This window comes from Undibacter mobilis (assembly GCF_003367195.1).
In the GTDB taxonomy this organism is placed as follows: Bacteria; Pseudomonadota; Alphaproteobacteria; order Rhizobiales; family Xanthobacteraceae; genus Pseudolabrys; species Pseudolabrys mobilis.
This window is the reverse complement of record NZ_QRGO01000001.1, coordinates 647,398-672,390: the sequence shown is the minus strand read 5'-3', so window position 1 is coordinate 672,390 and position 24,993 is coordinate 647,398. Positions and strand designations below refer to the sequence as shown.

Annotated in this window: 22 protein-coding genes; 14 read left to right on the top strand and 8 right to left on the bottom strand. The window is 63.7% G+C overall.

The genetic code is table 11. The features are described 5' to 3' along the window. Positions 1-3: 3 nt before the first annotated feature. Positions 4-1,017: an LLM class flavin-dependent oxidoreductase gene (locus DXH78_RS03190; RefSeq protein ID WP_168192691.1), complete on the bottom strand. Its 1,014-nt coding sequence runs from the start codon at positions 1,015-1,017 to the stop codon at positions 4-6. 115 nt (positions 1,018-1,132) lie between these two features. Between DXH78_RS03190 and DXH78_RS03185 the strand changes: the two genes are divergently transcribed. The 5 genes from DXH78_RS03185 to DXH78_RS03165 all read left to right on the top strand — a co-directional run bounded on the left by DXH78_RS03185 (position 1,133) and on the right by DXH78_RS03165 (position 7,760). Further along, positions 1,133-2,299 carry an ABC transporter substrate-binding protein gene (locus DXH78_RS03185; RefSeq protein WP_115515700.1) on the top strand — a complete coding sequence of 389 codons (1,167 nt, stop codon included), beginning with the start codon at positions 1,133-1,135 and terminating at the stop codon, positions 2,297-2,299. 159 nt (positions 2,300-2,458) lie between these two features. Beyond that, positions 2,459-3,616 (top strand): acyl-CoA dehydrogenase family protein, encoded by a 1,158-nt coding sequence (locus tag DXH78_RS03180; protein WP_115515699.1) that lies wholly within the window; start codon positions 2,459-2,461, stop codon positions 3,614-3,616. Positions 3,617-3,744: 128 nt separating this feature from the next. Further along, on the top strand, positions 3,745-4,956 hold the full coding sequence (locus DXH78_RS03175; RefSeq protein ID WP_115515698.1) for an acetyl-CoA C-acetyltransferase: 1,212 nt from the start codon (positions 3,745-3,747) through the stop codon (positions 4,954-4,956). Positions 4,957-5,059: 103 nt separating this feature from the next. After that, positions 5,060-5,521 carry a cupin domain-containing protein gene (locus DXH78_RS03170; protein WP_115515697.1) on the top strand — a complete coding sequence of 154 codons (462 nt, stop codon included), beginning with the start codon at positions 5,060-5,062 and terminating at the stop codon, positions 5,519-5,521. Between the two features lie 28 nt (positions 5,522-5,549). Next, positions 5,550-7,760 carry a 3-hydroxyacyl-CoA dehydrogenase NAD-binding domain-containing protein gene (locus DXH78_RS03165; RefSeq protein ID WP_115515696.1) on the top strand — a complete coding sequence of 737 codons (2,211 nt, stop codon included), beginning with the start codon at positions 5,550-5,552 and terminating at the stop codon, positions 7,758-7,760. A gap of 45 nt (positions 7,761-7,805) precedes the next feature. Here DXH78_RS03165 and DXH78_RS03160 read toward each other — a convergent pair whose 3' ends face one another. Continuing rightward, positions 7,806-8,693 carry an amidohydrolase family protein gene (locus DXH78_RS03160; protein ID WP_115515695.1) on the bottom strand — a complete coding sequence of 296 codons (888 nt, stop codon included), beginning with the start codon at positions 8,691-8,693 and terminating at the stop codon, positions 7,806-7,808. A 145-nt stretch (positions 8,694-8,838) separates the two neighbouring features. Then, positions 8,839-9,957, bottom strand: a complete 1,119-nt coding sequence (locus tag DXH78_RS03155) for an ATP-dependent DNA helicase (RefSeq protein WP_115517695.1) — start codon at positions 9,955-9,957, stop codon at positions 8,839-8,841. Between the two features lie 573 nt (positions 9,958-10,530). On the opposite strand from DXH78_RS03155, the gene DXH78_RS03150 reads away from it, so the two are divergent. The 7 genes from DXH78_RS03150 to DXH78_RS03120 all read left to right on the top strand — a co-directional run bounded on the left by DXH78_RS03150 (position 10,531) and on the right by DXH78_RS03120 (position 17,740). Further along, the gene (locus DXH78_RS03150; RefSeq protein WP_210209501.1) at positions 10,531-11,394 is read left to right on the top strand and encodes a metalloregulator ArsR/SmtB family transcription factor; all 864 of its coding nucleotides are present in this window, start codon (positions 10,531-10,533) and stop codon (positions 11,392-11,394) included. Between the two features lie 18 nt (positions 11,395-11,412). Continuing rightward, entirely contained in the window at positions 11,413-12,456 is a 1,044-nt protein-coding gene (locus DXH78_RS03145; RefSeq protein WP_115515693.1) for an ArsJ-associated glyceraldehyde-3-phosphate dehydrogenase, read from the top strand. 5 nt (positions 12,457-12,461) lie between these two features. Beyond that, complete coding sequence (arsJ, locus tag DXH78_RS03140; RefSeq protein WP_115515692.1) at positions 12,462-13,691, top strand: organoarsenical effux MFS transporter ArsJ; 1,230 nt, start codon at positions 12,462-12,464, stop codon at positions 13,689-13,691. A gap of 101 nt (positions 13,692-13,792) precedes the next feature. After that, positions 13,793-15,163, top strand: coding sequence for a glutamate--cysteine ligase (locus tag DXH78_RS03135; protein WP_115515691.1), 1,371 nt, complete (start codon positions 13,793-13,795; stop codon positions 15,161-15,163). Positions 15,164-15,221: 58 nt separating this feature from the next. Then, a complete protein-coding gene (ybaK, locus tag DXH78_RS03130; protein ID WP_115515690.1) occupies positions 15,222-15,692 on the top strand; it encodes a Cys-tRNA(Pro) deacylase in 471 nt (156 codons plus the stop codon). A gap of 142 nt (positions 15,693-15,834) precedes the next feature. Next, positions 15,835-16,716, top strand: a complete 882-nt coding sequence (locus DXH78_RS03125; protein ID WP_115515689.1) for a DMT family transporter — start codon at positions 15,835-15,837, stop codon at positions 16,714-16,716. A gap of 88 nt (positions 16,717-16,804) precedes the next feature. After that, positions 16,805-17,740, top strand: coding sequence for a DMT family transporter (locus DXH78_RS03120; RefSeq protein WP_245416715.1), 936 nt, complete (start codon positions 16,805-16,807; stop codon positions 17,738-17,740). 16 nt (positions 17,741-17,756) lie between these two features. Here the strand turns inward: DXH78_RS03120 and DXH78_RS03115 are convergent, their stop codons facing one another. After that, the gene (locus DXH78_RS03115; RefSeq protein WP_115515688.1) at positions 17,757-18,638 is read right to left on the bottom strand and encodes a LysR substrate-binding domain-containing protein; all 882 of its coding nucleotides are present in this window, start codon (positions 18,636-18,638) and stop codon (positions 17,757-17,759) included. A gap of 237 nt (positions 18,639-18,875) precedes the next feature. Between DXH78_RS03115 and DXH78_RS03110 the strand changes: the two genes are divergently transcribed. Continuing rightward, complete coding sequence (locus tag DXH78_RS03110) at positions 18,876-19,235, top strand: DUF1127 domain-containing protein (protein WP_115517693.1); 360 nt, start codon at positions 18,876-18,878, stop codon at positions 19,233-19,235. 171 nt (positions 19,236-19,406) lie between these two features. Here the strand turns inward: DXH78_RS03110 and DXH78_RS03105 are convergent, their stop codons facing one another. Then, complete coding sequence (locus tag DXH78_RS03105) at positions 19,407-21,074, bottom strand: glycosyltransferase family 39 protein (RefSeq protein WP_115515687.1); 1,668 nt, start codon at positions 21,072-21,074, stop codon at positions 19,407-19,409. Between the two features lie 276 nt (positions 21,075-21,350). On the opposite strand from DXH78_RS03105, the gene DXH78_RS03100 reads away from it, so the two are divergent. Further along, positions 21,351-21,893, top strand: coding sequence for a PAN domain-containing protein (locus DXH78_RS03100; protein ID WP_115517692.1), 543 nt, complete (start codon positions 21,351-21,353; stop codon positions 21,891-21,893). 25 nt (positions 21,894-21,918) lie between these two features. On the opposite strand, the gene lepB is transcribed toward DXH78_RS03100, so the two are convergent. The 3 genes from lepB to DXH78_RS03085 all read right to left on the bottom strand — a co-directional run bounded on the left by lepB (position 21,919) and on the right by DXH78_RS03085 (position 24,884). After that, complete coding sequence (gene lepB / locus DXH78_RS03095) at positions 21,919-22,695, bottom strand: signal peptidase I (RefSeq protein WP_115515686.1); 777 nt, start codon at positions 22,693-22,695, stop codon at positions 21,919-21,921. 4 nt (positions 22,696-22,699) lie between these two features. Continuing rightward, positions 22,700-24,121: a metalloprotease TldD gene (gene tldD, locus DXH78_RS03090; RefSeq protein ID WP_115515685.1), complete on the bottom strand. Its 1,422-nt coding sequence runs from the start codon at positions 24,119-24,121 to the stop codon at positions 22,700-22,702. 85 nt (positions 24,122-24,206) lie between these two features. Next, positions 24,207-24,884 (bottom strand): spermine/spermidine synthase domain-containing protein, encoded by a 678-nt coding sequence (locus tag DXH78_RS03085; protein WP_115515684.1) that lies wholly within the window; start codon positions 24,882-24,884, stop codon positions 24,207-24,209. Positions 24,885-24,993 lie beyond the last annotated feature (109 nt).

Genomic DNA, 24,993 nt, shown 5'->3' with positions numbered 1-24,993 from the left:
AATTTACCGAAACGCCGGCATCACTTCTTTGGCAAACAAATCAATCGAATGGGTTGCATCAGCGTAAGTCATATCGCCGAACACCATCTGGCACAGCACATAGTTCACGCCGGCCTCGCGCTCGAGTTCCGCCATATAGTCGCGCACGGTGGTCGGCGAGCCGGCAATGCCGTGGCCGATGGCGGCAAGCTCGGCAAAGGTCTGCGGATAGATCGCCTTCAGCGTGAAATCCTGGCCCGCGTGCCGCCACAGCCAGTCCATGGACTGCCGCCAGGTGGCGTAGGCCGCCTCGGCAATGCGCTGCGCATCCGCATCGGTATCGGCAACCACGACATGCCGCGTGATGCCGATATGCGGCAGTGCAGCATCATCGCGGCCCAGCGCGTGCCAGTCTTTGCGGTATCGGTCGCTGATTGCCTTGGCGCGCTCGGCCGGGCCGAGCGAGACGACATTGATCGATTTCGGCACAGCCCATGCGATCGCATCCGGGCTCGGCGCACCGTACCACAGCGGCGGGTGCGGCCGTTGCACAGGCTTGGCCTGTACGACGTAATCCTTGAAGGTGAAGAACGTGCCTTCGAAGTCGACGACGTCGCTGTCAAAGGCGCGCATCAACACCGCGAAAGCCTCGTGATAGAGTGCCGAGGCATTGGTGGGATCAATCCCATAGCGTTCATGTTCGACCAGCGCGCCGCCGCGGCCCACTCCAACCATGAGACGGCCGCCGCTCATGTGGTCGAGCATGCAGATCTCTTCGTAAACCCGCAGCGGATGGTAGAGCGGCAGCACATAAACCAGCGGCCCCAGCCGCAGCGTTCGCGTGCGCTGGATCGCTGCGGCCAGGAAAACGCTGGGGCTCGCGGCGAGACCGAGCGGCGTCGAATGATGCTCGGCCAGGTGATAGCCGGAAAATCCGCTCCGTTCGATGGTCTCGACAAGCCGAAGTCGCTCCTCGAAGAACGTGCCCAACGGTGCGCCGCTGCTGTCGAGATGATCGAAGACGGAGAATTTAAGCATGCTGGGGCATTCCATCAGGTGGGCGCGCGGCTAAAGGCGTGACGAACGTCGGAAAGGTCGCTATTTTGGGAGGAAGCCGTCTTTCAACCGAGCGGCTCTTGGGGAGGATTTTTTGATGAAGAAGACAGGTCTGCTTTTGGCGGCCGCGCTCCTGGCTGCGTCGGCCGCATCCTCGGCCTCTGCACAAGGCACCGTCAAGATCGGCTTGATCATGGCCTATTCCGGTCAGTTCGCCGACACCGCGGCGCAGATGGACAATGCCGTCAAGCTCTACGTCAAGCAGCACGGCGACACGGTCGCCGGCAAGAAGATCGAGATCATCCGTAAGGACACTGGCGGTCCGAACCCGGATGTTGCCAAGCGTCTGGCGCAGGAACTGATCGTTCGTGACAATGTCGACATCATCGCCGGCTTCACGCTGACGCCGGAAGCGCTCGGCGCCGCCGGTCCTTCGGAAGAAGCCAAGAAGTTCATGGTGGTCATGAACGCGGCGACTTCGATCGTCACCACCAAGTCGCCCTACATCGCCCGCACCTCGGTCACCATTCCGCAGCTCGAAGACACGCTCGGCAAATGGGCGGCCAAGAACGGCGTGAAGAAGGCCTACACCATGGTCTCCGACTATGGTCCGGGCATCGATGCCGAAACCTGGTTCCACAAGGGCTTCAAGTCGGCCGGCGGCGATATCGTCGGTTCGGTGCGTATGCCCGTGGCGAACCCGGACTTCTCGGCCTTCGTGCAGCGCATGAAGGATCTCAATCCGGAATCCGTGTTCATCTTCATTCCGGGCGGCGCGCAGCCGGTTGCGATCGCCAAGGCGCTCCAGGAGCGCGGCGTCGATCCCAAGAAGATCAAGGTCATGGGCCAGGGCGAACTCACCATGGACGACGTGACGCTCAAGAACATGGGCGATGCGGCGCTCGGCATCATCACTGTGCTCCACTACGGCTGGGAGCATAAGTCGAAGATGAACGACGACTTCGTGAAGGCCTACAATGCCGAGTTCAAGCGCAACCCCGACATGTTCTCGGTCGGCGGCTGGGACGGCATGCACCTGATCTACGAAGCGCTGAAGAAGACCGGCGGCAAGGCCGACGGCGACAGCCTCATCGCCGCCGCCAAGGGCATGGCCTGGGAGAGCCCGCGCGGCCCGATCTCGATCGACCCGGAAACCCGCGACATCGTGCAGACGGTCTACATCCGCCGTGTCGAGAAGGTGAACGGCGTCAACCAGAACGTCGAGTTCGACAAGGTCGACAAGGTCAAGGACCCGGCGAAGTAAATACCGGGTAACGCGAAGCAATACCGTTCGGGCGGGGGCCTTGGGGTCTCCGCCCGAACTATTTTTCGCGCATGTTTGGGGTCGGAATGCCCTCGCGCCCGGTCGTCCGGCCCTCTATTCTTTCCGGCAAACATAACGACTCGCCGGGACGTGCTGCCCATGGAAGCGCTCAATCTGCCTCGCCCGTCATGGATGACGGAGGATCTGGTCCTGCTCGAAGAGCAGGCCCGCCGCTTTGTCGCCGACGAATATGCCCCGCATCTCGATGCCTGGCACGAGGCCGGTATCTATCCGCGCGATGTCTGGACCAAGGCCGGCGAAGCCGGTCTGCTCGGCGCTTCGATGCCCGAAGAGTACGGCGGTGCCGGCGGCAATTTCGGTCATGAGGCGGTCATCTACCGCGAATACTCGCTCGGCGGTTTCGACTCCTTCGGTGCGCCGCTGCATTCCGGCATCGTCGCGCCCTACATCCTTCACTACGGCACCGAAGAGCAGAAGCAGCGCTGGCTGCCCAAGCTCGCTTCCGGCGAAATGATCGGCGCCATCGCCATGACCGAGCCGGGCACCGGCTCCGACCTGCAGGGCGTGCGCACCAAGGCGGAGAAGTCGGGCAACGGCTACGTGCTCAACGGCTCCAAGACCTTCATCACCAATGGTCAGCACGCCAACCTCATCATTGTCGTCGCCAAAACCGATCCGGCGGCCGGCTCGAAGGGCGTGTCGCTGATGGTGGTCGAGACCGACAACGCACCCGGCTTTCGACGCGGCCGCAAGCTGCAGAAGCTCGGCATGGATGCGGCCGATACATCCGAACTGTTCTTCGACGACGTCAAGCTGCCGGCCGAAAATCTGCTCGGCACCGAAACCGGGCAGGGCTTCTATCAGCTCATGAAGGAATTGCCCCAGGAGCGGCTGATTGTCGCCGTCAACGCCGTCGCCATGATGGAACGCGCGCTCGCCTTGACGATTGACTACGTCAAGAGCCGCAAGGCCTTCGGCAAGGCGATCATCGAGTTCCAGAACACCCAGTTCGAACTCGCCGCTTGCAAAACTGACGCCACCATCGCCAAGGTCTTCCTCGACCATTGCATTGGTCAGCACATCGAAGGCAAGCTCGACACCGTGACCGCCTCGATGGCCAAATATCGCCTTACCGACACGCTCGGCCAGTTGCTCGACCGCTGCCTGCAGCTGTTCGGCGGCTACGGTTTCATGGACGAATATCCGATCTCGCGCCTCTACCGCGATGCCCGCGTGCTGCGTATCTATGCAGGGACGAACGAGATCATGAAGTTGCTGATCGCGCGCAGTTTGTAGCTCCGTCATTCCGGGGCGCTCGCACAGCGAGCGAGCCCGGAATCCAGAGCCGCAGGAAATGCCAACGATTTGTCGCTGGATTCCGGTTCGCGCCTGCGGCGCGCCCCGGAATGACAAGGGAGAACGCAATGCCCGACGCATTCATCTATGACGCCGTCCGCACCCCGCGCGGCCGCGGCAAGTCCGATGGCGCGCTGCACGAAGTCACCGCGCTCAATCTGGCGGCGCAGGCGCTCAGCGCCATCAAGGAGCGCAACAAGCTGGACGCGCCCGAGGCCATCGACGACGTCGTGCTCGGCTGCGTCGATCCGGTCGGCGAGGCCGGCGGCGATATCGCCCGCGTGGCCGCGATCATGTCCGGTTTCGGCGACAAGGTACCGGGCATCCAGATCAACCGTTTCTGTGCTTCGGGCCTCGATGCGGTGAACTTCGCCGCGGCCGAGGTGATGTCCGGCCAGCACGACATGACCATCGGCGGCGGTGTCGAATCGATGAGCCGCGTCGGCATCGGTGCCTCCGGCGGTGCCTGGCCGGTCGATCCGTCGATCGCGCTCAAGTCCTATTTCGTGCCGCAGGGCATTTCGGCCGACCTGATCGCGACCAAATACGGCTTCTCGCGCGACGACGTTGATGCCTATGCCGTCGAAAGCCAGAAGCGCACCGGTCGCTCCTGGGATGAAGGTCGCTTCAAGAAGTCCGTGATCCCGGTCAAGGACGTCAACGGGCTGACCATCCTCGACAAGGACGAGCACATGCGTCCGTCGACGACGATGCAGACGCTGGCCTCGCTCAATGCGTCCTTCGTGCAGATGGGTGAGATGGGCGGCTTCGATGCGGTGGCGATCCAGCGTTACCCCGAATTCGAGTCGATCAACCACGTCCACACGCCGGGCAACTCCTCCGGCATCGTTGATGGCGCCGCTGCGGTGCTGATCGGTAATGCCGAAGCCGGCAAGAAGAACGGCCTCAAGCCGCGCGCGCGCATCAAGGCCTTCGCCAATATTGGCTCCGAGCCGTCGATTATGCTCACCGGCCCGGTGCCGGTGACCGAGAAGGTATTGAAGCGCGCCGGCATGTCGATCGGCGACATCGATCTGTTCGAATTGAACGAAGCCTTTGCTTCGGTGGTGCTGCGCTACATGCAGGCCTTCGACATTCCGCACGACAAGATCAACGTCAATGGCGGCGCCATCGCCATGGGCCATCCGCTCGGCGCTACGGGTGCGATGATCCTTGGCACTGTGCTCGACGAACTGGAACGCACCGGCAAGGAAACCGCACTGATCACGCTCTGCATCGGCGTCGGCATGGGTACGGCGACGATCATCGAGCGGGTCTAGAGAATTCCGCCTTATCCTGAGGAGCGCGCCGCAGGCGCGCGTCTCGAAGAATGGGGCGGCCGATCGATATCGAGCTTGCCCGAACAGGGGCTGAGGAGACGCAATGCCGAAGATCGATGTGTCGAAGCTTGAGACGCGCAAGGGGTCGGCGATGTATCCGGCGGCGTTCCAGCACATCTGCGCCGGGCGTCACAAGACGCCGCTGAGCAATGGCGCCGGCCTCACCCAGTTCGGTGTCAACATGACTCGGCTCGAACCGGGCGCTTCGACCTCGGTGCGGCACTGGCACGAAAACGAGGACGAGTTCGTCTTTATCCTCATGGGCGAATGCGTGCTGATCGAGAACGCCGGCGAGACCATTCTTGGCCCCGGCGACTGCGCCGGCTTCAAGGCCGGCGTTGCCAATGGCCATGCCATCATCAACCGCTCGCAAAGCGACGTGGTGCTGCTTGAAGTCGGCACTAGGGCGCCGAGCGAACGCGCGCATTATCCCGGCTACGACCTGAAATTCGAACGCGACGGCACCGCCGTCCGCGTCCTGCATCGCGACGGCACGCCGTACTGACGAAACGACCACCCCGGAGAAACGCACAATGACCGCTTTCAAGCTCGACATCGACGGCGACGGCATCGCGCTCATCACCTGGGACATGCCGGACCGTTCGATGAACGTCATCACCCTCGACGTGATCGGTGAGCTGTCCGGGCTGGTCGACAAGGTGGCGAGCGACGCCGCGATCAAGGGCGCGGTCATCACCTCCGGCAAGGAGGCTTTCTGCGGCGGTGCCGACCTCACCATGCTGGAGAGCATGGGCGCCATCTACGCCGACAAGGTGAAAAAGGAAGGCGAGGTTGCCGCCGCGCAATATGTGTATGACGAGAGCTCGAAGCTGTCGCAGCTGTATCGCCGCCTCGAGAAAAGCGGCAAGCCATGGGTCTGCGCGCTGAACGGCACGGCGATGGGCGGCGGCTTCGAACTGGCGCTTGCCTGTCATCATCGTGTCGCTGCCGACAACCCGAAGACGCGGCTCGGCCTGCCGGAAATCAAGGTCGGCCTGTTCCCCGGCGCCGGAGGCACGCAGCGCGTCGTGCGCATTCTGCCGCCGGCGGACGCACTGCAATTTCTGCTCAAGGGCGACCAGCTCAAGGTCGATCGCGCCAAGGCGATGAAGCTCGTCGACAATGTCGTGCCGCAGGACAAGCTTGTCGAGACCGCCAAGGCGTGGATCAAGGCCGGCGGCAAGGCGGAAGCGCCGTGGGATGTGAAAGGCTACAAATTCCCCGGCGGGCTTGTTTACTCCAAGGCCGGCATGATGACCTTCCCGCCGGCCAATGCCATTTATCGCCGCGAAACCTACGACAATTATCCGGCCGCGCGCGCCATCATGCAGGTGGTCTATGAGGGCCTGCAGCTCGACATCGACACCGCGCTACGCGTCGAGTCGCGCCACTTCGCCAAGATCCTGCGCTCGCCGGAAGCGGCAGCCATGATCCGCACATTGTTCGTGAACATGCAGGACCTCAACAAGGGTGCGCGCCGCCCGGCCAATGTGCCGGCGACGAACCTGAAGAAAATCGGCGTGGTCGGCGCCGGCTTCATGGGCGCCGGCATTGCGCAGGTGTCGGCCGCCGCCGGCCTGAACGTCGTGCTGGTCGATCGCGACCAGGAAACCGCCGACAAAGGCAAGGCCGGCCTGCACAAGGCGATGTCGGACCGCGTCATGAAAGGCCGCATGAAGGGCGCCGAGCGCGACGCGTTGCTCGAGAAGATCACGGCGACCGCGGACTACGCGACTCTGAAAGACTGCGATCTGATCATCGAAGCCGTGTTCGAGGACCGCAAGGTCAAGGCCGACGTCATCAAGAAGATCGAGGCCGTGATCGGCGACAAGGCCATCTTCGCCTCCAACACCTCGACCCTGCCGATCACTTCGCTGGCGGCCGAATTCAAGGAGCCGAAGCGCTTTATCGGCATCCACTTTTTCTCGCCAGTCGATCGCATGATGCTGGTCGAGGTCATCATGGGCAAAGAGACTGGGGATGCGGCGCTTGCCACCGCGCTCGATTTCATCCGCGCCATTCGCAAGACGCCGATCGTGGTCAACGACACGCGCGGCTTCTATGCCAACCGCTGCGTGCTCGCCTACATCCAGGAAAGTCACCTGATGTTCCTCGAGGGCATCCCGGCGGCGATGATCGAGAACAGCGCGCGCATGGCCGGCATGCCGGTCGGGCCGTTGTCGCTGAACGATGAAACCGGCGTCGATCTCGGCCTCAAGATTCTGCGTGCGACCGAAGCCGATCTTGGCGCCGGCATCGTGCCGCCGGCGCAGAAGAAGCTGCTGGAGGATCTGGTCGAGAAGGAAGGCCGCTTCGGCCGCAAGAACGGCAAGGGTTTCTACGACTATCCGCAAGGGCAGCCGAAGAAACTGTGGCCGGGCCTTGCTGAACTCTCGCCGAAGAAACTGTCGCGCGAGCAGGTCGAAGCCATCGACGTCGAGGAACTCAAGCAGCGCTTTCTCGTCGCGCAAGCGGTGGAAGCCGCGCGTACGTTCGAGGAACATGTTGTGACGGATGTGCGCGAGGCCGATGTTGGTTCGATCCTCGGCTGGGGCTTTGCGCCCTTCACCGGCGGCGCGCTGTCCTACATCGACATGATGGGCACGAAGAAATTCGTCGCCTTGTGCAAGAAGCTGGAAGCCAAGTTCGGCAAGCGCTTCGCCCCGGGCAAGCAGCTCATCGAGATGGCCGAGAAGGGCGAGAGCTTCCACACCCGCTTCGCCCCGAAGAAGAAGGCGGCGTAATTCTCACGCCGTCGTCCCCCGCTTTCGCGGGGGATGACAATGGGACTACAGCCGATACAGCCGCTTCGCCGTGTCATGCAGCACGGCGCGACGGTCGGCTTCCGAAGATGAAGCCAGCGCGGCGCGGATCGCGGTGACGATCGAGGCGTAATCGGTCCACAGGCTCTCGACCGGGAAGTTCGAGCCCCACACGCAACGCTGCGCGCCGAACAATTCCAGCGTCTCGCCGACGATGTCGGCGATGTGCTGCGGGTCGTTCTTGCGGATGAAGGTGCCGAGCCCGGAAAACTTGGTGTGCATGTTGGGCTGATCGGCCAGCCGCTTCATGCCTTCGCGCCAGGTTTTGCGGCCGTCCGGCGAGCGGTCCTCCAGCATGCCGGCGTGCTCCAGCACGATGGTGGTGCCGGGAAAGGCCTTGGCCAAGGCCGCGCCGTCGGCCATTTGCGAAGCGAACACCTGCAGTTCGAACAGCCAGCCACGCTCCTCGAGCCGCGCGAAGTTCTTACGGAACATCGGCGTGTTCATCTGGTCTGGCGTCGGTGCGAATTTGTATTGCGGGTTGGCGTGCCAGTGCAGTTGCTGGCGCACGCCGCGCATCAGCGGTGACGCCTTGGCCTGCGCCGCCATCACCTGCGGCGCATCCTCGTTCTGCAAGTTGACGAAGGACACGATGGCGTGCGGCCAGCCGCTGCGGCTGGCGGCTTCCTGCACGTATTCGACTTCCTCGATCTCGCGGCCCGGCAGCCAGTTGGTCTGCACATAAACCGATTTGACGACGCCGGTGCCATTGAGATCGGCAAGGAAATCTTCGACCGGATAATCGCGCCGCAGCTTTTCGTATTCGCCAAAGATGCGCGGCACGGCCGGGCCCTGCAGCCACGGCTGATCGGCGTGGCGCCAGATGTGGTGATGCGCGTCGATGATCGGTTCCATGGGCGGGCCCTCGTCACAACAACCGGAGTGGAATCGCCGGGAGGCTCTTCAGCGGACAGCGTGGCATCCGCGCCGGCGATGGAAAAGTCGTCAAAGGAACACGGCTAGGCTGTGCGTCTCATTTTTTGACGAGGCTGCCGCCTTTTCACATCACCACCGTCAGCCGCTTCGCGGCGCGGGTGATGCCGGTGTAGAGCCAGCGCTGGCGCGATTCCTGGAATGCAAAGCTCTCGTCGAACAGCACGACGTCGTCCCACTGCGAGCCCTGCGCCTTGTGCACGGTGAGCACGTAGCCATAGTCGAATTCGTCATAGGGCTTGCGGCGCGGCCAGTCGATCTGCTCGATACCGCCGGTGAAGCATTCCGGCCGCACCGACACCTTGACGCCGCGCGTCGCGGTCTCGTCGTCGGGCATCAGGCGCAAGGTCATGATGCCGGTCTTGCGGCCGCCGCGCTCCTTCACGCTCCATAGCCCGCCATTGAACAGCGCTTTCTTGCGGTTGTTGCGCAGGCACACCAGCTTGTCACCGGCTTCCGGCATGGGATCCTTGAAGCCGCGGCGCTCGCGCATGCGCTGGTTATAGGCGCGCCTTGTGTTGTTGCGGCCGACCAGTACTTGATCGGCGTCCAGCACGCGCTGCGGATCGAGTTCGCCCTTCAGCACCACCTCGGTCTCGCCATAGCGGCCGGGCTCGAGATATTCGCCGGCGCGGATTTCCATCGACAGGCGGATGATTGGATTGTCCTGCGCCTGGCGGTGGACCTCCGTGAGCATCACATCGGGCTCATGCTCGGTGAAGAAGCCGCCGCCATTGGCGCCTGTCGTGATCGGGGGCAACTGCGCTGGATCGCCCAGCACCAGCAGCGGCACGCCGAAGGAGAGCAGGTCGCGGCCGAGCTCGGCATCGACCATCGAGCATTCGTCGATGATGATGAGCGAGGCCTTGGAGGCCGGCGCTTCGTCCCACAGATCGAAGCTGGGGATTTCCTCGCCGCTCTCCCGCGCACGGTAGATCAGCGAATGAATGGTGGTGGCGCCGCGGCAGCCCTTGCCGCGCATCACGGATGCCGCTTTGCCGGTGAAGGCGGCGAACTTCACCTCGCCATCGACGGCGTCGGCGAGATGGGTGGCGAGCGTGGTCTTGCCGGTCCCGGCATAGCCGAACAGCCGGAAAATCTGCGGCGTCGAGCCGGTGCCCGGCTTGGCCTTGAGCCAGGCGGCGACGGCCTTCAGGGCGTCGTCCTGATGGGGGGTGAACTGCATGGGCGGATGCATAGAGCATGCCGCCGCGATGGCAAGAACAGATTGGGAACTGGCTGTGCGGAAAGGCTGGCGGCCCGTGTCAAGGAATTTAGTCTTGATAGACTGCAGCAATAGACTATTTTCCTAAATCCCTCTCCGCTTGGTCCGGCGCCGTCATGACGCGCCGGGGCCGGGCGGGAAGGGCGGGGCGCCGACAGTGCGCCTCGTGACAATCGGGCCGGCGCGTTGCCGATCCGATGGTGGAGCGCCGGGAGGCGCAGCGCCGCCGCGTCGGGCCTCGCAAACCCGAAGCGCCACGGCGCGCGCGCCACGGAGCAGGTCTCGCAAACCTGCTTCGGTCCGGCGTGCGGGCTTCCCGATCGCAAGGGAAGCCCAAAAAGGGGTCTCGCAAACCCCTTGGCGCCTCCCGGCGCTCCATCCCTTCGGGGACATGGAAAAAGGGGAAGCCGGCCCGCCTGGGCCGATCAAACAACAGGGCCGGATTTGCACGTTCTGACGGTACTTTACCGTGTTATCGGTCGTTCGTGACTTCAGGGCCTTGCTCCTGTCGTGCCTCTGTCATAATATGTCGATATGTCTCGACATATGGATATTGAGGAAGCCGAAGCCGTCTTCGCAGCGCTCGCGCAAACGACGCGGCTGAAGGTTTTTCGCATGCTCATCGCCGCCCATCCGGACGGTCTGGCAGCCGGCGAGATATCCAGCACCTGCGAGGTGCCGCACAACACGATGTCCACGCATCTGTCGGTTCTTCATCGCGCCGGCCTCGTCACCGTCGAACGTGACGGCCGATTGATGAAATACCGAGCCGATCTTCGGACCTTTCGTGAACTCATCCGATTTCTGGCCACCGATTGCTGCAACGGGCGGCCGGAAATCTGCGGCGATCTCGCGCGGCTCATTCCTGAAGAGGTCGATGACATGGAACAGAACACACAGACGCCTGCGTTCAATGTGCTTTTTCTTTGCACGCAGAATTCAGCCCGCTCGATCATGGCCGAGGCCTTGCTGCAAAAGATCGGCAAGGGGCGCTTCAACGCCTATTCGGCCGGCTCTGAGCCGGCCGCGCATCCGATGCCCGAAGTGATCGATCGTCTGAAGGCGCTCGGACACGATGTCAGCAATCTGCGCAGCAAGTCCTGGAACGAATTCACCGGGCCCGACGCGCCGCGCATGGATTTCGTCATTGCGCTTTGCGACACGCTGCAAGGGCAGGTCTGTCCGGATTTCGGCAACAAGGCGATGACCGCCGCATGGCCCTTGCCGGATCCGGCCAAGTTCACCGGTACAGCGACCGAGCGGGCGACGCTGCTCAACGAACTCTACGCCATGATCCGACGTCGCCTCGAAGCCTTCACGAGCCTGCCGTTCACATCGCTGGACAAGATCGCGCTCGGGCTCCGGCTCGACGAAATCGGCGACACCGCGCGCGCCTAGGACCGGGAGATTCGTGTCATGGCTATCGGAATTAACGGCATGGGCCGCATCGGCCGGCTCGCGCTGCGGGCCGCGCTTGGCGGCATTCGGCGCGGTCCCGACGATCCGCGGGCCGACAACCGGCTCGATGTCGTGCATGTCAACGAACTCAAGGGCGGCGTTTCCGCGACCGCGCATCTCCTGGAGTTCGACAGCATCCATGGCCGATGGCACGCGTCCTTCGCGGTGGAAGACGAGAAGGCGATCGTCGTCGATGGCAGGCGGCTGGGCTTCAGCGAGGCGGCCCAGCCCGGCGATATCGCCTGGGGCGATCTCGGTTGCGATATCGTGCTCGAATGCACCGGCAAATTTCTCAAACCGGAGCAACTGCAAGCTTATTTCGATCGCGGCGTGAAGCGCGTCATCGTCGCCGCTCCTGTGAAGGACGAGCGGGCGCTCAATGTCGTCGTCGGCATCAACGATCATCTCTATGATCCCGGGCGCCATCGTCTGCTCACCGCCGCGTCCTGCACCACCAATTGCCTGGCGCCGGTCGTCAAGGTCATTCACGAGGCGATCGGCATTCGCCATGGACAGATCACGACTATTCACGATCCGACCAACACCAATGTTGTCGTCGATGCCCCGCACAAGGACCTGCGCCGCGCACGTTCGGCCATGCTGTCGATGCAGCCGACCACGACGGGCAGCGCGACCGCGATCGCGCTGATCTATCCCGAATTGACGGGCAAGCTGAACGGCCACGCCGTCCGCGTTCCGGTGCTGAACTCGAGCCTGACCGATTGCGTTTTCGAACTGGCGCGGCCGACCACCGTGCGCGAGGTCAACGATCTTTTTGCCGCCGCCGCGGCCGGGCCGCTTGCCGGCATCCTCGGTTTTGAGGAGCGGCCGCTGGTGTCGGCCGATTACAATAACGATCCGCGCAGTTCGATCGTGGACGCCTTGAGCACGATGGTGACCGACGACACGCTGCTGAAGGTGTATGCGTGGTACGACAACGAAGTCGGCTATGCCTGCCGCATGGTGGACCTTGCCAACATCGTGTCCAGGGCCGGAGCCTGAGGCTGATGGTCAGAAACTACCTCATCGTCACGGCGTCCTATTGGGTCTTCACGCTCGTCGATGGCGCCTTGCGAATGCTGGTGCTTCTGCATTTCTTCAGGCTCGGATACACGCCGTTCGCCCTTGCTTTCCTGTTTCTGCTTTACGAGGCCGCCGGCATTGCCGCCAATCTGGCGGGCGGCTGGCTGGCGTCGCGGTTCGGCATTCCGCGCATGCTTGCGGTCGGTCAGTCGCTGCAGATTGCCGGCCTCATCATGCTGTCGCTGCTCGATCCCGGCTGGAGCGCGGCCGCGTCGGTGGCCTGGGTCGTTGCCGCGCAGGGCATCGCCGGCGTCGCCAAGGACGTGACCAAGACGGCATCGAAGTCGGCGATCAAGGCGACCTCCGCCGAGGGCAGCGGTCAGTTGTTTCGCTGGGTCGCTTGGTTTACCGGCTCGAAGAACGCGATGAAAGGCGTCGGCTTCTTCGTGGGCGGCCTGTTGCTTGAACTGGTCGGCTTCCGGTCCGCGCTCTGGCTGATGGCTGCGCTGCTCGCGGTCATTCTCGTTGTCGGTCTGGTGTCGCTGCCGCGCACGCTTGGCAAGGCCAAATCATCCAAGAGCATGAAGGAGCTTTTCGGCAAGTCGCGCGGGGTCAATCTCCTGGCGGCGGCGCGCATCTTCATGTTCGGCGCGCGCGATGTTTGGTTCGTCGTCGGCCTTCCCGTTTTTCTCTATGCCAGCGGCTGGCGCTTTCTTGAAGTCGGCGGCTTTCTCGCCGCCTGGACCATCGCCTATGGCGGCATTCAGGCCATCGCGCCGGCATTGGTGGCGCGCAGCGCCGATGGTTTGAGTCGTGAAATTCCCGCCGCCCGGCTGTGGGCGGCCATTCTCGCCGCGGTGCCGATCATCCTGATCGTCGTGATGCAAACGCCGGGATTGTGGCGCCCCGATATCGTACTGGTTTGCGGTCTGGCGCTGTTCGGTTTGCCCTTCGCGGTCAACTCATCGCTGCACTCCTACCTGATCCTGGCTTACGCCGGATCCGAGAAGGCCGCGGAAGACGTCGGTTTCTACTACGCCGCCAACGCGACAGGCCGGCTGATGGGCATTGTACTATCAGGCCTTCTCTATCAGGTCGGCGGTATCGCGGCCTGCCTGATCGGTTCGGCGGTTATGCTGGTTGTCTGCTGGCTCATCACATTCCTGCTACCGGCCAGCGTGGCGTCATCGGCGCCTGTCAAGCGGATGGCCTGAGCAGGCCGCAACCGGCCATGCATGGCTCGCTTCCGCCTTCCACATTGCCCTTTGGCGCGGCTCATGTTTAGTTCGCGGCCCAATTTGCCGGACCTACCCTGATGGCGCGTGACCAGATCGACATGACTCCCCTCGAGACGCGCGACGAACTCGTCGCCTGGCTGGAGGCGGGCTGCAAGCCACCAAGCCAGTTCCGCGTCGGCACCGAGCACGAGAAATTCGTCTTCACGTTGAAGGATCACCAGCCCGTGCCCTATGCCGGGCACCAGTCGATCCGCGCGCTGCTTGACGGCATGCATGGTCTGCTCGGCTGGGAGCCGATCATGGAGGGCGATAACATCATCGGCATGTTCGACGTCACCGGCGGCGGCGCCATCTCGCTGGAACCGGGCGGCCAGTTCGAACTCTCCGGTGCGCCTTTCGACAACGTCCACCAGACCGCCGCTGAGCTGTTCGCGCATCTGGCGCAGGTGCGCGAGGTGGCCAAGCCGCTCGGCATCGGCTTCATCGGTCTTGGCATGACGCCGACCTGGTCGCGCGCCGACATGCCGGTGATGCCGAAGGGCCGCTACAAGATCATGACGAACTACATGCCGAAGGTCGGCACGCGCGGCCTCGACATGATGTATCGCACCTGCACGGTGCAATCGAATCTCGACTTCTCATCCGAAGCCGACATGGTGAAAAAGCTGCGCGTGTCGCTGGCCCTGCAGCCGGTCGCGACAGCGCTGTTTGCCAATTCGCCGTTCACCGAGGGCTGTCCGAACGGCTATCTGTCGGCGCGCTCGGAAATCTGGCGCGACACCGACAACAATCGCGCCGGCATGCTGCCTTTCGCCTTCGAAGACGGCATGGGCTTCGAGCGCTATGTCGATTACGCGCTCGACGTGCCGATGTATTTCGTCAAGCGCGGCGACAGCTACATTGACGTCTCCGGCAAGTCGTTCCGCGATTTCTTCGCCGGCAAGCTCGACGCCCTGCCGGGCGAGCGGCCGACCATTTCCGACTGGGCCAACCATCTCTCGACGATTTTCCCGGAAGTCAGGCTCAAGCGTTATCTCGAAATGCGCGGCGCCGATGGCGGTCCGTGGCGCCGGCTGCCGGCATTGTCGGCTTATTGGGTCGGTATCTTCTACGATGACGATGCGCTCGACGCCTGCTGGCAAATGGTCAAGGACTGGACGGCCGAAGAGCGGCAGAAGCTGCGCGACGATGTGCCGAAGCTCGGCTTCAAGGCCGAGATCCGCAATCGCAATGTGCTGACATTGGCGCAGGAAACGCTGCGCGTGTCGGCGCGCGGGCTCGCCCGCCGCAAACGATTGGACCGCAACGGCCGCGACGAGACGCGCTATCTGCGCCCGCTGGAAGAATCGATCGCGCGCGGCATCACGCCGGCCGAGGAACTTCTGGAAAAGTACCACGGCGAGTGGGGCGGCTCCGTCGATCACATTTACGATGAGTATATGTATTAGCTCCGTCTCATGGTGGGGAGCAGCGCTCCTCAGGATGAGGCCGAGATAGGTTGCTCAGATGGCCAAATCCACGCCTGCGACGGTCGCGCTTGAGAAGGCCAAGGTCGCCTTCAAGCTGCACGAATATGAGTACGATCCGAATGCCGAGCGTATCGGCATGCAGGCGGCCGAAGCGCTGGGCATCGAGCCGGCGCGGCTGCTCAAGACCTTGATGGCGAAAGCCGGCAACGACGTCGTCTGTGTGTTGGCGCCGTCCGACCGCGAGGTGAACTTGAAACGGTTGGCGTCGGCCGCCGGCGCCAAGAGCGCTGCGATGCTGGGCGCGGTCGAGGCCGAGCGCATCACCGGCTATCACGTCGGCGGCATTTCGCCGTTCGGCCAGAAGAAACGAGCGCGGGCGTTCATCGAGCAATCGGCGTTGCAATTCCCGACCGTTCTCTGCAATGGCGGCCGCCGCGGCCTGCAGGTGGAACTTGCGCCGGCCGATCTCGTCCGCGTGCTTGGCGCGACGGCGGCAGATATCTGCTGAGATATCCGCGGCGCATAGCTGTTGTCGGGACGGGCGGGTTGCCGAACGCCGGCGAAGTCGGCACAAGGCTCAGGTCCTCGCCGCGAAAACCCATCCGATGTCCCAGAACAGAGAACCCAGGCCGGCGTCATATCAGAACGCCATGACGCCACTGGACTACGGTCTCTATTCGGCCTCGATACTGATATGGGGCCTGTCCTGGATCTGCCTGCACTTCCAGGTTGGGGTGGTCGCCCCGGAGGTCTCGATCGTCTGGCGCTATCTCATCGCCACGCCGATGATGTTCGCTCTCGCCATCGCGCGTGGCGAAAGTCTGCGCTACCGCCTGTCCGACCACGCCTTCTTCGCGGGTCTGGGCCTGACCGTGTTCTCGATGAACTATCTGCTGTTCTATTATGCGGCGATGCACGTGCCGTCGGGGCTGCTCTCGATCCAGTTCACGCTCGCCGCCATCTTTAACGCCGCGCTGGGCGCGATCTTCTTCCGGACCCGGATCCAGGGCCGCGTCGTCGTTGGCGGGCTTTTCGGCATGGCCGGCGTCGCCGCCATGTTCTTTCCGGAGGTGCAAGGTCTGCGGCTCGACGGCGGCGCGGTCCTCGGCTTTATGCTCGGTCTGCTGGCGACGCTGTTGTTCTGCGGCGGCAACATGATCTCGCTCGCGGCACAGCGCCGCAAGCTGCCGATGTTCGCCACACTGGCCTGGGCGATGACCTACGGCACTGCCCTTGTCGCCGTGGTGGCTTTCTTCAAGGGCGCGACATTCACCATCGACCTGCGCGCGCCCTATCTGATTTCGCTGGCCTATATCAGCTTGCTTGGGTCGTTCGCCGGCTTCGCCATCTATTTCACGCTGCTCGGCCGCATCGGCCCGGCGCGCGCCGGCTACAGCACCGTGCTTTATCCGGTGGTGGCACTGGCCGCCTCGACGGTCCTCGAGGGATATCGCTGGACGCCGCTGGCCGTCGCAGGGCTCGTCAGCGTCATGATTGGCGTATTCCTCGTACTGCGGCCGCGGCCTGCCTGATCGCCTTGCACCGCGCTCGCGGGAATCGGGTTGTGCGGTGGCGCCAGGACGGGCACAAGCGGCATTCCCTCGCTGTGAGATTGAACCTGTGCCGCAAGACATCAGCAAACCGGCCGTTGCTCGCGAGCCTCACGCGCGGGCGTTGACGCCGCTCGACTACGGCCTCTATGCGGCCTCGGTGCTGATCTGGGGCTTTTCCTGGATCGCCATGCATTATCAGGTCGGCAAGGTCGCGCCGGAAGTGTCGGTGATCTGGCGCTTTGCCATTGCCGCGCCGTTGATGTTCATGCTGGCGATGGCCCGCGGCGAGCGCCTGCGGTTTCCGCTCGCGGATCACCGCTATTTCGTTGCGCTCGGCGCCGCGATCTTCTCGACCAACTTCATCCTGTTTTATTACGCCGCGCAACATGTGGCGTCGGGGCTGCTGTCGATCGTGTTTTCGCTGGCCTCGGTCGGCAACGTCATTCTCGGTGCGCTGGTGTTCGGCACCCGGGTCGAGCGCCGCATCGTTGTCGGCGGTGTTCTCGGCGTCGCCGGTGTCGCAGCGATGTTCTATCCGGAACTGGGCGGGCTCAGTTTCAATGGCACGGCGATGCTCGGGCTGCTGCTGGCGCTCGGCGGCACGCTGTCGTTCTGCAGCGCCAACATGGTGTCGGTTGCGGCGCAGCGGCGGCGGCTGCCGGTTTTCGCCTCGGCGGCGTGGGGCATGACCTATGGCGTCAGCTTCGTGACGGTGCTGGCGCTGGCGCGCGGCGAGACGTTCACGATCGACTGGAGCGTCACTTATCTCGGCGGTCTCGCCTATTTATCGATCTTGGGCTCGTTCGTCGCCTTCGGCGTCTATTTCACCCTGCTTGGCCGCATCGGCGCGGCCCGCACCGGTTACACCACGGTCATGTATCCCGTGGTCGCGCTAATGGTCTCGACCTTTGCCGAGGATTATCGCTGGAGTCTCTTGGGCGCCTGCGGTCTTGCCGCCGTGCTGCTCGGCAATGTGCTGATCTTGCGCACGCCGAAAGGATAGCGGGCGGTTCACGACCTTATTCCGCCGCGATCGCCGCTTCCGAGAGGTTGTCGAGCGAAGAGATGATGTGCTCGGCCAGCGCATTGGCCAGCGTCGAGCTCTCATGCGCGTTGCGCACCAGCCCGATCTGGCAGCTCGGCAGGTCGGGATAGCCATCGGCCGGCGTCAGCACGCGCATGCCGGGGCGCAGCCCCGACTCGGCGAGCACCGATACAGCCAGCCCGGACAGCACGGCAGCGGCGACAGCGCCGGCATTCGAGCTGGAATAAAGCAGCCGATAAGGCCGGCCCATGACATCGAGCCTCTCGATGGCGGTACGACGCCACGCGCAGGTCGGCCGGCCGAGCGCCAGCGGAATGATTTCTTCGGTATGCGTGGGGTGGCGGTTCGATGTCACCCACAGCAGCCGTTCCCGGCGGAAGGTTTCAGCGGCGCGCTGGGATTCGCAATTGGTGACGATGGCAAGATCGATTTCGTTGCCGTCGATCCGCTCCCACAGTTCGACCGACGGCTCGCACGTCACAGACAGTTCGACACCGGGATAGGCGCGCGAGAACCGCGCCATGATCTCGGGCAAATAGCGGTCGGCGTAATCGTCGGGCACGCCGAGCCGTACGCGGCCGGACAGTTCCTCATCGCCGAACGCGGCGATCGTCTCCAGGTTCAGCTTGATGATGCGCCGCGCGTAATCGAGCAGACGCTGGCCGTCCTCGGTCAGCTTGGAGGCGCGGCCGTCGCGAACGAACACCGGGCGGTCGATACGCTCTTCCAGACGCTTCATCTGCATGGACACGGCGGACTGCGTCTTGTTCACGACTTCGGCGGCTTTGGTGAAGCTGCCGGTTTCCGCGATGGCGATGAAAGTGCGCAACTGGTCGGCGTCGAGCAACGCGGTCATGGGCGACTCCTGGGCCAAATCTCGAGAAGCAGTGCTGACGGATTCCGGGCGTTTTCGTGGGGCCCGGTATCACATCACGGTTTCTGATCGGTCAGATTAAAAACATTCGTTTCACTAATCAATACCGCAGGCGCATATTGACCCTGCCGGCAAGGAATCGGGTGCAGGAACCGGGTGTTCTGCCGGTCCGATCAGGGCGATTAACGCTTTGATCGTACGCATGAAATGGAGCTGACCATGACGACCGCATACCCCGTTTTGCCGCTTGCCGCCGGAACCCTGGCTCGCGTCCTGGGTAACGTCCTCAATTTCGCTGTCGTCTCGGTCAAAGCCGCCACCCGCGCCATCCGCCATCGCCGCGATGCCCGTATGCTGGCCGGTCTCGACAGTCGCATGCTGGCCGATATCGGCATCACCCGCTCCGACGTGAACGACGCCTTTGCGGCGCCGCTGTGGGAAGACCCGACGACGCTGCTCTCGGAGCGCGCCATCGAACGGCGGATGAATCGCGCCCGGTTGCGTACCATCGCCTGGGACGGCGACAACAAGGCTTTCCGTCGCCCGCCGACCAATCGACCTGCGCGTCAGGCGGTTTGATCGGGCGCCAAAGGAACAGCGAGCGCGCCTGAGCGGCGCACTCCCGATAAACGGCCGATCCCTCTCATCGGCCGTCGATCCGAGGCTAACGCGAAATTCCCCTCTCGCGCCCGGATCAACAAGCGCCCGCTGGCCCCTCCGGCGGGCGCTTTAATTTTCAAGCAGATATTTTTACGGCAGGCCTGCGAGTTCGGCTGTCAGCAGCCCACGGCGGTCCTTGACGACCCCGATCGTGACGCCCAGCCGTTTGATTTGCACGATCTCGTGGCCGCCGAGCGCGCGGTCGCAGTTCATGTGCGTCGGCGCGATGAAGAACTCCGCCTTGCTCCAGTCCGAGACCCACTGCAGACGGGCGTTCGCTTCCTTCTCGAAGGGCAGACGGTCACCGCACACCGCGACCGTATAGCGGCGTGTATGATCGCCGATGGTGTCGAGCGTCGCGATGTAGCTTTCGAGATCGGTCACCGCCTCCGGCATGATGGTGACCCAGTAATCGCCCTCATAACGTCCCGACGCACCGGGCAATCCACCGACCAGCGGATTGTAGAAAAGGTACTGATAGGGATGCAGCGCCACGAGCTGGGCTGCGTTCCAGCCGAACACCGCGACGATGGCAATCACGCCGGTACGGGCCAGCCAGGGCCGCCAGAGCGCGACATGGCTCAACGCCGCGTCGAAGCCAATGCCGGCCAGCACCGCGAGCACCGGCACAACGAACAGGAAATGCCGCAGGCCGCAGAAAGCGGGACCGCGATCGATCACCTGACAGAGCACCGGAAACACGGCAATCGTGGCGAGCAGCAGCATTTCATTGCGCCGTCGCAGCGCCGCAGCCGACTTGCCGTCGCGCGGCCACAGAATGAAGCCCAGCGACACGATGGCGCCGGTGAGCATGATCAGCGGCAACTTGTAGAGGAGATAAGCAGGGATGTACCAGCGCGGTACGTTGGCCATTTCATAAACCTGGCCGTCGAGCAACGTGCGGATCTGATAGTGGAATGCGCCGAAGTCGATGAGGCCGCGGATCGGATTGAGCGGCGACAGCGCCGACCAGGGCCAGGCGAGCAGCATAATGACGTAGCCGATGAGAAACGCCGGCAGCAGCGCCGTCACCGAACGGGCAAAGAATTCGAAAGCGTCACGCCAATTGCCACGCCAGCGCGGACAACTGACGAAGATTGCGAGTGCCGTGTAACCGATAAGCAGCAGGCCGAGCACCCGGATGCCGAGTGCGCAGCCGAGGCATAGACCGAAGCCGATGACATCGCCCCAGCGCGGCCGCGGCAGGTCGCGGCTCAGCCGCAACAGAAAAAAGGTCGACGTCATCATCGCCGCGGCAAAGGGAATGTCCTTGGTGTGATTGAAGATCGAGCCGTACCAGGGCCCGCACACGGCGAGCGCGAAAGCGGCGATCGCCGCAGCGCGTGGACCGGCGACAAGCCGCGCGCTTGCCCAGGCCGCGATGATACCGCCGACGCCGATAATCGCGCAGAGCACATGACGGACGGTGTAGGGGTCCATCATCGGCAACAGGCGCTGCGTCAGCACCGCGGATACATCGAACAGGCCGCCATAGAGATACAGATTGACGAAGTGAAACAACGAACGGTCTTTGAAGCCGCTGGTGTAATAGGCGACGATCATCTCGCCGTAGCGCTGCTGGACGTCTTCGTCGTTGGTGATGGCGTAAGCGTGCAGGGTCGTGAAGACCAGCGCCAGCAGCCCTGCGAACAACACAAAGGAGGCGAGATCGTAACGATCCATCGCCGCCATATGGTCGCGCAAGCGCGCCACGCGCGCCCATGGGCTCCATGAGCGATCGGCAAGGGCATGCATCATTGGGGCCTCGGGACGCCGCAGCGCCAGGCTCGCGTCAGGCCATGCGTTGGTTCGCACGGTCCGGCCGCGATGATCGGCCGCGGCGACAGGCGGGTACCCGGCAGGACGTCCTCCCATCGTCGTGATGAGGATTTTGTCTTGTTCTGTGGCATCTGTCATGCTGCACCTGCACAATTAGTTGCGCGGGCGCTGGCAACGCAGACAGCGGAAGCCGATACTCCAGGTGGGGCACGTAGATTGCAGGCCGGCATGAGACTGTGGCTCAAACCGACCGGGATGATGTGGCGTGCGGCCGTTTTGTTCGCCGCGCTGGCCGTTGCGTTGCTGTCATCGGGAGCCGTACAGGCCCAGTCCGGCTTCGACCGGCGCGGCGGCGACTATTCCAAGTTCGAGATCAGGACCGGCGATCCGGAAGTCTGCGCCGCGCGCTGCGAGCGCGATTCCCGCTGTCTAGCCTGGAGTTTTTCCTATCCGCGCACGGCCAATGCCATGGCGACCTGCTGGCTCAAGAACAAGGTGCCGCCGCGCAATGATGACGCTTGCTGCGTTTCCGGCGTGAAGGGTGCCGGCGTCGTCGAACCGCGCCTCGGCACCACTGAATTTTCCATCGATCGTCTGGGCGGTGACTATCGCGATTTCGAACTGCCGGCGGATCCGGTCGGCGCGGCCTGCGGGCAGGCCTGCTCGGCAGACAACAAATGCCGGGCCTGGACCTATGTGCGGCCCGGTTATATCGGCGCGTCGGCGCGCTGTTTCCTGAAGGATAAGATCACCCGGCCGCGGCAGAAACCGTGCTGCATTTCAGGGGTGGTGAGGTAATCCGCCATCCCGAAGCGGCGCGCCGTTACTCCACGCCGCTGAAGAACCGCGACAGGCGCAGACCCTTCGGCCAGGTCCAGACCGGCTGGTTCTTCATGCCCAGATCCCATGAACCGACGATGGCATCGACACGGCCGATGAGATTGGCGGTCGGCAGCATGCCGACGCCGCCGGCCTTGAGCGCCACGCGCGAGTCGGCGGAGTTGTCGCGGTTGTCGCCCATGACAAAGACATGGCCGGCCGGCACGACGGTGTCCGACATGTTGTCGAGCGGATTGAACGCGGTCAGCTTGAAAACGATGTGTTTGCGCCCGCCGGGCAGCGTCTCGATATAGCGCGCGGCCGGGGCCTGCGAGCCGTCCTCGTTCTCGGCCTGGCCGATGCCGTCCGGTGTCAGCGTTGCCGCTTCGCCGTTGATGAAGACGGTGCCGCGCTCGAGCCGCACATGATCGCCGGGAAGAGCGATGACGCGCTTGACCCAGGCCTGGCTGCGGTCGCCGGGCCAGCGGAACACGACCACGTCACCGCGCTTGGGCAGCGCACCGAACAGGCGTTCGCTCTGCGGCAGCGAGACGAAAGAGGGCAGCGACGCCGTGCTGTAGCCATAGGCGAACTTGGTGGCGAGCAGTTCGTCACCGATCATGAGCGTCGGCTCCATCGAACCCGATGGCACATAGAACGGTTCGGCGAGCGCAGTCTTGGCGACCGTCACCACGAGCAGGATCGACACGATATCGACAATGCCTTTGGCGAGCGCGCGCGCTCGCGAGGGTTTTGTGCCGGCCTGCGACGTCTCGCTCATGGCGTTACGCCGTGCCGCCGACTGTGATCTTGTCCATGCGCAGCGACGGCTGACCCACGCCGACCGGCACACCCTGACCGTTCTTGCCGCAGGTACCGATACCCGGATCGAGCGCAAAGTCATTGCCGATCATGCCGATGCGATGCAGGTCGGTCGGCCCGTTGCCGATCAACATGGCGCCCTTCACCGGCGCCGTGACCTTGCCGTTCTCGATTTTGTAAGCCTCGGTGCACTGGAACACGTATTTGCCCGAGGTGATATCGACCTGGCCGCCGCCGAAGTTGACGGCATAGAGACCGTTCTTCACCGAGGCGATGATCTCGGCCGGATCTTTGTCGCCGGCGAGCATCGCGGTGTTGGTCATGCGCGGCATCGGCACATGGGCATGAGATTCACGCCGACCATTGCCGGTCGGTTTCATGCCCATCAGCCGCGCGTTCTGGCGGTCCTGCATGTAACCGACGAGGATGCCGTCCTCGATCAGCACGGTGCGGTTGGTCGGCGTGCCTTCGTCGTCGATGGTGAGCGAGCCGCGGCGCTGCTGCACGGTGCCATCGTCGATGACGGTGACGCCCTTGGCGGCGACCTGCTGGCCCATCAGGCCGGCAAAGGCGGATGTTTTCTTGCGATTGAAATCGCCTTCGAGGCCGTGCCCCACGGCTTCATGCAGCATCACGCCCGGCCAGCCGGACGCGAGCACGACATCCATTTCGCCGGCCGGCGCGGCTACGGCGGTGAGGTTGACCATCGCCTGGCGCACGGCTTCATCGACTGCCGTCTGCCACATCGACGGCTCGATGAATCGCTCGTAGCCTTCGCGGCCGCCGACGCCGTAGCTGCCGGTCTCCTGACGGTCGCCGTCGCCGGCGACAACCGAGACGTTGAGGCGCACCAGCGGGCGGATATCGCGATAGGTCTCGCCGTCGGCGCGCAGAATTTCCACCACCTGCCAGGTCGCGGCGATGCTCGCCGTCACCTGCCGCACGCGCGGGTCCTTGGCGCGAGCATAGGCGTCGATGGTCTCGAGCAGCTTGACCTTCTGGTCGAAGGCCGGAGTGCCGAGCGGGTTCACGTCGTCATAGAGTTTGCGGTTGGTGCGGCCCGGCGCTTCCGCATAGGTCCCCGTGTAGCCGCCCTTCACCGCGCGCACGGCATCGGCGGCGCGGGCCAGTGCGCCTTCGGAGAGGTCCGAGGCGTGGGCATAGCCGACGGCTTCGTCCTTGACGGCGCGCAGGCCGAAGCCCTGCGTCGTGTCATAAGTCGCCTGCTTGAGGCGACCATTGTCGAAAGCGAGCGCCTCGGTCTGCTTGTATTCGAGGAACAGTTCGCCGTCGTCGGCACCTTCGAGGCCGCGGCTGGTGAGTTCGCGCACCTTGGCCTTGTCGAGCCCGGCGCGGTCGATCAAAGAGGAAGCAGCGGGGTCCATGGCCAAAATCTCCTGAGAAGTCCGCATCATGCAGCGAGCGGCCCCCAAGAGATAGGCACAATAAGGCGATTTGGCGAGGGTGGCCCTACGCGCCTTTGGTGGCCGTCCAGATGAAGTGTTTGGCGCCGCCTTGCGGACCTTTGGCGCGCAAGGGGTTTTCCTTGACGGCAAAGCCGGTCTTTTTCAGCCGCGCCGTGAATTTCGGATCGGGTGCCGATGACCACACCGCGAGCACGCCGCCCGGGCGCAGCGCCTTATGTGCGGCGGCGAGACCTTTTGTATCGTACAGCGCGTCGTTGGCCGTGCGCGTCAGGCCTTCGGGGCCATTGTCCACATCGAGCAGAATGGCGTCATAGACGACCCGCTTGGCACGGATCAGTTCGCCGACATCGGTTTCGTGGATGGTGACGCGCGGATCGGTCAGGCTGCCGCCAAACAGCTCCGCCATCGGGCCGCGCGCCCAGGCGACCACCGCCGGCACCAGCTCGGCCACGGCGATCTCGGCCTTGTCGCCGAGAACCTTCAATGCGGCGCGCAAGGTGAAGCCCATGCCGAGACCGCCGATCAGTACGCGCGGCCTGTCGCGCAATTTGATGCTATCGCAGCCCATGGTCGCCAGCGCCTGCTCGGTCGCGCTGAGCCGGCTGCTCATCAGCTCCTGTTTGTCGAGCATGATGACGAATTCGCTGCCGCGCTGCTTTAGGCGCAGTTCGCTCCTGCCGCCGGGCACCTTGGCCGTGTCGAGAACTTTCCAGGGAAGCATTCGTCTTTCGCCATAAACAAAAGCAGGGCGCTTATGGCGTGGACTTCTGCATTTGACCAGCCGGTCTGGACAATTGCTCCCGCACTGCAAACAATTCTTCGGCTTTCGC

Excerpts from the sequence above, each read along its gene's own strand:
- tldD (WP_115515685.1), bottom strand. The coding sequence starts at position 24,121 with ATGGACCCCGCTGCTTCCTCTTTGATCGACCGCGCCGGGCTCGACAAG.
- ybaK (WP_115515690.1), top strand. The coding sequence starts at position 15,222 with ATGGCCAAATCCACGCCTGCGACGGTCGCGCTTGAGAAGGCCAAGGTC.
- arsJ (WP_115515692.1), top strand. The coding sequence starts at position 12,462 with ATGGTCAGAAACTACCTCATCGTCACGGCGTCCTATTGGGTCTTCACG.
- DXH78_RS03110 (WP_115517693.1), top strand. The coding sequence starts at position 18,876 with ATGACGACCGCATACCCCGTTTTGCCGCTTGCCGCCGGAACCCTGGCT.
- DXH78_RS03105 (WP_115515687.1), bottom strand. The coding sequence starts at position 21,074 with ATGATGCATGCCCTTGCCGATCGCTCATGGAGCCCATGGGCGCGCGTG.
- DXH78_RS03085 (WP_115515684.1), bottom strand. The coding sequence starts at position 24,884 with ATGCTTCCCTGGAAAGTTCTCGACACGGCCAAGGTGCCCGGCGGCAGG.
- DXH78_RS03155 (WP_115517695.1), bottom strand. The coding sequence starts at position 9,957 with ATGCAGTTCACCCCCCATCAGGACGACGCCCTGAAGGCCGTCGCCGCC.
- lepB (WP_115515686.1), bottom strand. The coding sequence starts at position 22,695 with ATGAGCGAGACGTCGCAGGCCGGCACAAAACCCTCGCGAGCGCGCGCG.
- DXH78_RS03160 (WP_115515695.1), bottom strand. The coding sequence starts at position 8,693 with ATGGAACCGATCATCGACGCGCATCACCACATCTGGCGCCACGCCGAT.
- DXH78_RS03135 (WP_115515691.1), top strand. The coding sequence starts at position 13,793 with ATGGCGCGTGACCAGATCGACATGACTCCCCTCGAGACGCGCGACGAA.
- DXH78_RS03180 (WP_115515699.1), top strand. The coding sequence starts at position 2,459 with ATGGAAGCGCTCAATCTGCCTCGCCCGTCATGGATGACGGAGGATCTG.
- DXH78_RS03125 (WP_115515689.1), top strand. The coding sequence starts at position 15,835 with ATGACGCCACTGGACTACGGTCTCTATTCGGCCTCGATACTGATATGG.
- DXH78_RS03115 (WP_115515688.1), bottom strand. The coding sequence starts at position 18,638 with ATGACCGCGTTGCTCGACGCCGACCAGTTGCGCACTTTCATCGCCATC.
- DXH78_RS03190 (WP_168192691.1), bottom strand. The coding sequence starts at position 1,017 with ATGCTTAAATTCTCCGTCTTCGATCATCTCGACAGCAGCGGCGCACCG.
- DXH78_RS03175 (WP_115515698.1), top strand. The coding sequence starts at position 3,745 with ATGCCCGACGCATTCATCTATGACGCCGTCCGCACCCCGCGCGGCCGC.
- DXH78_RS03170 (WP_115515697.1), top strand. The coding sequence starts at position 5,060 with ATGCCGAAGATCGATGTGTCGAAGCTTGAGACGCGCAAGGGGTCGGCG.
- DXH78_RS03150 (WP_210209501.1), top strand. The coding sequence starts at position 10,531 with ATGTCTCGACATATGGATATTGAGGAAGCCGAAGCCGTCTTCGCAGCG.
- DXH78_RS03100 (WP_115517692.1), top strand. The coding sequence starts at position 21,351 with ATGATGTGGCGTGCGGCCGTTTTGTTCGCCGCGCTGGCCGTTGCGTTG.
- DXH78_RS03165 (WP_115515696.1), top strand. The coding sequence starts at position 5,550 with ATGACCGCTTTCAAGCTCGACATCGACGGCGACGGCATCGCGCTCATC.
- DXH78_RS03185 (WP_115515700.1), top strand. The coding sequence starts at position 1,133 with ATGAAGAAGACAGGTCTGCTTTTGGCGGCCGCGCTCCTGGCTGCGTCG.
- DXH78_RS03145 (WP_115515693.1), top strand. The coding sequence starts at position 11,413 with ATGGCTATCGGAATTAACGGCATGGGCCGCATCGGCCGGCTCGCGCTG.